At 62.8% G+C, this 3,944-nt stretch carries 6 protein-coding genes and 1 pseudogene; 2 read left to right on the top strand and 5 right to left on the bottom strand.

Going from position 1 to position 3,944, the window contains the following annotated elements:
- From EOA24_RS29800 to EOA24_RS29790, 3 genes are all read right to left on the bottom strand, one after another.
- The coding region (locus EOA24_RS29800) for a virulence factor (protein WP_189354347.1) at positions 1 to 186 on the bottom strand (186 nt) is incomplete at its 3' end.
- A gap of 135 nt (positions 187 to 321) precedes the next feature.
- A complete protein-coding gene (locus EOA24_RS29795) occupies positions 322 to 1,104 on the bottom strand; it encodes a formyl transferase (protein ID WP_126082175.1) in 783 nt (260 codons plus the stop codon).
- A gap of 94 nt (positions 1,105 to 1,198) precedes the next feature.
- Entirely contained in the window at positions 1,199 to 1,774 is a 576-nt protein-coding gene (locus EOA24_RS29790; protein WP_127410373.1) for a DUF4893 domain-containing protein, read from the bottom strand.
- A gap of 124 nt (positions 1,775 to 1,898) precedes the next feature.
- Between EOA24_RS29790 and EOA24_RS29785 the strand changes: the two genes are divergently transcribed.
- Positions 1,899 to 2,813, top strand: a complete 915-nt coding sequence (locus EOA24_RS29785) for an NAD(P)-dependent oxidoreductase (protein ID WP_126082177.1) — start codon at positions 1,899 to 1,901, stop codon at positions 2,811 to 2,813.
- Between the two features lie 5 nt (positions 2,814 to 2,818).
- On the opposite strand, the gene EOA24_RS29780 is transcribed toward EOA24_RS29785, so the two are convergent.
- Positions 2,819 to 3,448: a DUF1638 domain-containing protein gene (locus tag EOA24_RS29780; protein ID WP_126082178.1), complete on the bottom strand. Its 630-nt coding sequence runs from the start codon at positions 3,446 to 3,448 to the stop codon at positions 2,819 to 2,821.
- Between the two features lie 53 nt (positions 3,449 to 3,501).
- Between EOA24_RS29780 and EOA24_RS29775 the strand changes: the two genes are divergently transcribed.
- Positions 3,502 to 3,636, top strand: coding sequence for an entericidin A/B family lipoprotein (locus EOA24_RS29775; RefSeq protein WP_042645015.1), 135 nt, complete (start codon positions 3,502 to 3,504; stop codon positions 3,634 to 3,636).
- Between the two features lie 82 nt (positions 3,637 to 3,718).
- Here the strand turns inward: EOA24_RS29775 and EOA24_RS29770 are convergent.
- Positions 3,719 to 3,944 (bottom strand): annotated as a pseudogene (locus EOA24_RS29770) (cobalamin-binding protein); the annotation flags it as partial.

The raw sequence follows: 3,944 nt of genomic DNA, 5'->3' as shown, positions 1-3,944 counted from the left end.
GACGGGATCGGACTTGCGCCAGTCCGCCAGATAGTCGTCTGTGCCGCCGGCGCCGGTGCGCATCGCGCACATGTCGATCGCCTCGGTGAAGCGCAGCGGCAGTTCGCGCTTGGCGTTCTGCCGGCCCTTTTTGACGATGACCTGGGCGGGAATGTCGCGCCAATAGACGACGATCAGATCGGCCATGAATTCTCAACTCCTCGATATGTCGGAGCATTGCCGCAAGCGCTGTTGGGCCGCTTGTTATGGGACGACGCGCGCCCCTTCAAAAGCGACGCTGGCGATGGCGCAAAGCGAATGCTGGAATCCGTTGCCGGCCAATCACCAGACGCGCTTGGTCAGGCCGATCCAGAGATAGAACCAGATCGTCGGGTGATACCATTGCTTGGACGGCAGGCCAGGATCGATCGTTTCCAGCCTGCCGGCCAGCACATTGCCGACCGCTTCGACGCAGATATCGCGCGAAAACGCTGCCTGACGCAGCGGGTAGCTGGCGATGGTGTCGCCCGTCTTGGGTTTGCCGCGCGCCTGCTTCAGCACGCCGCCTGTGTCGACCCCGGCATCGACCAGATGCACGGTGGTGCCGAAGTTCTGCGCGTCGCCGGACGCCAGCGCCCAGTAGCCGCCATTCATGCCGCGATATTTTGGCGCGATGCCGGCGTGATAGTTGAGCACCGGGCAAGGCATCCTGGCCAACGTATCCTTCGACAGCAGTCTGCAGCCGGCGAGCAGGATGACGCCCGGTCCGATGCTGGCGATTTCCTTCAGGCATTCCGGCCCGTTGGCTGAGGGCACATGGATGATCGCCTGGCCTTGCCGCGGTTCGGCGTCGAGCTTTTCCTCGGCGATCAGCCGCTCGGCGTGGCCGGCAAGGAAGCGCTTGCCGAGCCTGGTAAGCACCATCGTGCCGAGCTGCCCGATGGCCGAGATCCAACCCTGCCGCCGGGCGCGGCCCATGAGCAGCCGCTTTTTGGATTCAGGGTTCTCGAGGATGACGCTGACAGGACCGACGCGATCGGCAATCGCATTGACGATTGCCCAGATATGCGGGCCACCTTCCGTGACGACCACGATCGGTCGCGTACTCGATTCCGACGCCGCCATGGCAAGCACCCGCTCTCAAAACCGGGCGCATGCTATGCGGGGCGGGTTAATCCTTGGTGAGCCGAAGGTCTTCGGTCAGGCGCCAAAGCCCGGCTCAGCGCTTGAATTCCATGATGTCGAGCTTGGATTCGTAATAGGGCGCGGGGAATTCGATGCGCCATTCGGTGGCGCTGTTGCGGAAGGCGTAGCCGACTTGGTCGCTTTCGGGGCCGCTGCCATAGGGCTTGGCCTTGTCGTTGTTCACCGAGAACGAGCCGAGATAGATCGAGCGCTTCTCGCCATCGTCGAAGAAGCGGCCGGTGGTGCGTTGCGAGCCGCTGATCTTGGCAAGCCGCCAGCCGGAGCCGTCGTCGGTCACCTTGCACTTGAACCAGCCATAGATGATCAGCGGGCTCAAGCCTCCGGCCTTGATGGTGCGGCATTTCCAGTCGCCGGTGAGATCCGTGTCGGAGAAGGCGACGAGCGGCTTGGCGAGCAAGTCATCCAATTGCTTGACCTCCGCCGGATCGCCGGCCTTTGCCTCATCCAGAGCCGCCTTGCGCGTCTCACCATACTTATCCAGCCGCGCCTTGTCTGCGGCGGTGATCAGCTTCTGCACCTCGCCGTCGGCATGGGCGGGCAAGGTGAGGGCTATGAGGCCGAGAGCGGCAAAAAGCAGGCGAGGGGTCATCAAATCGTTTCCTCAAATCGATGGCTGGAACAGTTCTTTTCGTCACTGGCGTACAACTTACCGGTTCGCGATCGTCTGTCATCCGTGCTTAACAGCGTGGGCTCGGAAAAATGGTGTTCGATCGATGCGGATCTTGCTCACGGGGTCGTCAGGCTGGCTGGGCAGCGCGCTTCAGCCACGACTGGAAGTGCTCGGCCATGAGGTGGTCGGCCTCGATCCGGTTACCTCGGCGCGCACGCAGGTCGTCGGCTCGGTCGCAGACCGCGAGCTGGTCTTCGAAACTGTCCGCGACAATCGCATCGAGGCCATCATTCACAGCGGCGCGCTGCACAAGCCAAACATCGAGCACTTTGAGAACAGCGCCTTCGTCGCGACGAATGTGCAAGGCACGCTCAACCTGCTCGACGCGGCGGTTGCCTGCGGCGTCGAGCGTTTCGTCTTCACCTCGACGACGTCGCTGATGATCTCGCAGGCGATCCGCGCCGGCTTCCAGCGCGGCGCGCGCAAGGCCGCCTGGCTGACGGAGGAGATGTCGCCGGAGCCGCGCAACATCTATGGCGTGACGAAGCTTTCCGCTGAGCATCTCTGCCGTCTTTACCATATCGAGCACGGGCTGCCGGTGGTGGTGCTGCGCACCGCGCGCTTCTTTCCCGAAGCGGACGACATGGCGCACGCCATCGAACAGTCCGACGCCAACACCAAGGCCAACGAATTGCTGTTTCGCCGGCTGACGGTGGAGGATGCCGCGGAGGCTCATGTCGCGGCGCTGGAGACAGCTCCGCTGCTCGGGTTCGACACGTTTATCATCTCGGCGCCGACTCCGTTCCGGCCGCTGGACTGCGCCGAGCTCATCGCCGACGCGCCATCGGTTGTCGCGCGCTATTTCCCGGATTATCCCGGGCTCTATGCGAGGAAGGGCTGGACGATGTTTTCGTCGATCGACCGCGTCTACGATCCCTCGCGGGCGGGGGAGCGACTCGGCTTCGTCTGCAAGACAAGTTTCGCCGATGTATTGGCGGCGCTCGAAGCGGAGGCGTGAAGCCGTCAGGCGCCGGTTGCCACCCGCGCCAGTTCGCTCGTCAGATCACCATAGCCAGTCCGGCGGCGCTCGTACGCGAGGCCGAGCATAACCGCAGCCTTCTCGGCGACCTTGTCGAGTTCCGGATCGTCGGTCTGGGCAAGATAGATCAGCTTCCCGTAATTGCCGAAATAGTCCTTGATCAGCTCGGGATGCCGGTCGAGGCCGAGCGGCTTGATGAAGAAGGCCTCGAACTGGCGGCAGAGGAAGTCGGTCATGTAGAACGACATCATGTCGCCGTCGGCGACCTTCGCATAGGCCTCCATGCCCTGGTAGAAGGCAAAGCAGTGCGGCCCGGCCATGCGCTCGACGCCGTGCTTCTCGATGACGCGGTCGAGCAGGCCGCCCGTGCCGCAGTCGGCATAGCCGACGAAGATGTGATCGTAGCCTTCCGCCTTGGCCTTCTCGATCGCCTTGTCCATCGCCGGCGCGATGCGGTCCGGATAGAAATGGAACTCAGCCGGCAGGCAGGTCAGCTCGAGATGGTCGAGCTTTAGCTGTTGCTTGACGGCCAAAACTTCGCGCGCAATCATCCCGCAGGCGATGACGAGCAGCCTGTCTGTTTGATTCGGTTCCGTTTTTTGCGTCTTGACCAAGTCGGGCCGGCTTTCGCTGCGGGGCTTAATATCTGTCGAGGGAGACACTGTTCATGAAACTGCTACGCGTCGCGCCGATCGCCATCCTGGCCTGCGCGCTTGCGCTCACCGCTTGCGCCAACACCATCCGGGGCGTCGGCAAGGACGTCAAATCGACGGCGAGGGCGGTCAAGGACACTGTCAACTGATCGCAGCCTTTTCCATCATCTGGTAACAAAAAAGCCGCGCTGCAAGGCGCGGCTTTTTTTAGGTCCATCCTGATGCCTCGTGTCAGGCGGAAGCGCGAACGTTGTGCTTGCGCTTCATGAAATCCTTTGCGGTCTCGACGGCCACCGCGGCGTCGCGGCAATAGGCGTCGGCGCCGACGGCCTTGCCGAACTCCTCGTTGAGCGGCGCGCCGCCGACCAGGACGACATAATCGTCGCGGATGCCCTTTTCCTTCATCGTGTCGATGACGACCTTCATGTAGGGCATGGTGGTGGTGAGCAGCGCCGAC

The sequence above is a fragment of the Mesorhizobium sp. M2A.F.Ca.ET.039.01.1.1 genome (genome assembly GCF_003998035.1).
Taxonomy (GTDB): domain Bacteria; phylum Pseudomonadota; class Alphaproteobacteria; order Rhizobiales; family Rhizobiaceae; genus Mesorhizobium.
This window is presented reverse-complemented; position numbering and strand designations above follow the sequence as displayed.